The organism is Nocardia sp. NPDC060220 (assembly GCF_042727815.1).
Taxonomy (GTDB): domain Bacteria; phylum Actinomycetota; class Actinomycetes; order Mycobacteriales; family Mycobacteriaceae; genus Nocardia.
This window is the reverse complement of record NZ_JBHWZY010001230.1, coordinates 1-1,537: the sequence shown is the minus strand read 5'-3', so window position 1 is coordinate 1,537 and position 1,537 is coordinate 1. Positions and strand designations below refer to the sequence as shown.

The 1,537-nt window shown below is 66.1% G+C and carries 1 protein-coding gene and 1 pseudogene; one reads left to right on the top strand and one right to left on the bottom strand.

Going from position 1 to position 1,537, the window contains the following annotated elements:
• Positions 1-114: 114 nt before the first annotated feature.
• Positions 115-411, bottom strand: a pseudogene (locus ACFWF3_RS35575) (protein kinase); the annotation flags it as partial.
• A 187-nt stretch (positions 412-598) separates the two neighbouring features.
• Here ACFWF3_RS35575 and ACFWF3_RS35570 point away from each other — a divergent pair.
• Complete coding sequence (locus ACFWF3_RS35570; RefSeq protein ID WP_378634320.1) at positions 599-1,369, top strand: acyl-[acyl-carrier-protein] thioesterase; 771 nt, start codon at positions 599-601, stop codon at positions 1,367-1,369.
• The last annotated feature ends 168 nt before the right edge of the window (positions 1,370-1,537 follow it).

Sequence of the window (1,537 nt, the reverse complement as noted above, 5' to 3'; positions counted from 1 at the left end):
CCCCAGCCCTCACCCTGATAGTCGGCGCGACCGGTCTCGGCCAAGGAGACCCTCCTCGCCCACACCTCCCTCAGCTCGCTGGGCTGGGTGTGCGGCGGACCCGTCGCCCTCGTCCAGATCGACGCCCTTGACCAGGCGCATGTCGATGTACAGAACACCGTCGACCTCGCCCCAGTCGTGCACCGGGATGACGTGCGGTTCCTGCACACTCGCCATAGCCTGCGATTCGCGACGGAAACGCTGCACGAAGGTGGGATCACCAGCGAGTTCACGGTTGAGCATCTTGAGGGCGACAACACGATTCTTGGACGTGTCGTATGCCTCGTAGACCTCCCCCATACCGCCGACTCCGAGAAGTCTGCGAATTTCATAGCGCCCGAACATCGAGCCCGCCATCGCTCCGCCGGCCATTACAGCAGGCTACCTGGGCGCGGAAAGGTCTGTCATGTAGGACAACCCCGCTGCTGGGCCCTTGGTGACCCACACCTGGTACCGCTAGTCCCGGCTCGGCGTGAGGGTGTGATCTGCGACCCGTAAAGTCGTCTACAGAACTACGCAAGAAGTCGCGGCGCACTGGTGTGTCGCGCAAGGAGCACACGTGTCACTCGATCAGCCACTGGCCCCGCTTCCCGAGGAGGGCACGGGTTTCGCCACGGCGTGGCCCGTCCGGGCAGGCGACGTGGATCCTTATCAACGACTCCGCCTGGACGCCGTAGCGCGCTACCTGTCCGACATCGCCTGGGACGAGCTCAATCAGACCGCGCTGCACCTCACCGACCCCACCTGGATCGTGCGCCGCACTGTTATCGACGTGATCCGCCCGGTCGTGTGGCCCGATCACGTGCATCTCGAGCGCTGGTGTTCGTCGATGTCCACCCGGTGGACGAATATGCGCACGCGGATCACCAGCGAACGCGGTGGGTTGATCGAGACCGAGGGATTCTGGATCAACCTCAGCGAGTCGAGCAATCTGCCCGCTCGGATCAGCGACGATGGCCTCGCCTACCTGGCCCGATCCACCGACGAGCATCGCCTGCGCTGGCGGCCCTATCTCACCGATCCGGCGCCGCGCGAATCCGACGCCGACCTGCCGTTCCCGGTGCGGGCGACCGATATCGACCAGTACAACCATGTCAACAACGCCTGCTACTGGCAGGCTGTCGAACAGTTCCTGGTCGACTTCCCGAAGCTGGTCGCCGGACCGCATCGCGCCGTGATCGAGTACGTAGCGCCGGTGCTGGCCCGCGAGCACATCACCGTGCGCGCCCGCCACGAACCGGGCGACCGGACCGGGCAGATGGTGCTGCGCCTGTGGTTCGTGGTCGGCGGCGTCACCACAACCGTCGTCCGGATCATGCCGCTACCGTAATTTTGGCGGCTGGCGCCGCGTGTTCTCGGCCCGGAGGCCTCGATCTTCCCTCCCTCCGGGCACTCCTTCGTCGCACCCTCCACTCAGTCCCGATCAAGGCGGCCGAGAACCGGCCTGCGGCCGTTCCTGCGGCGCGGCCGGCACGGGTACCCGGCACCGCGGGTACCC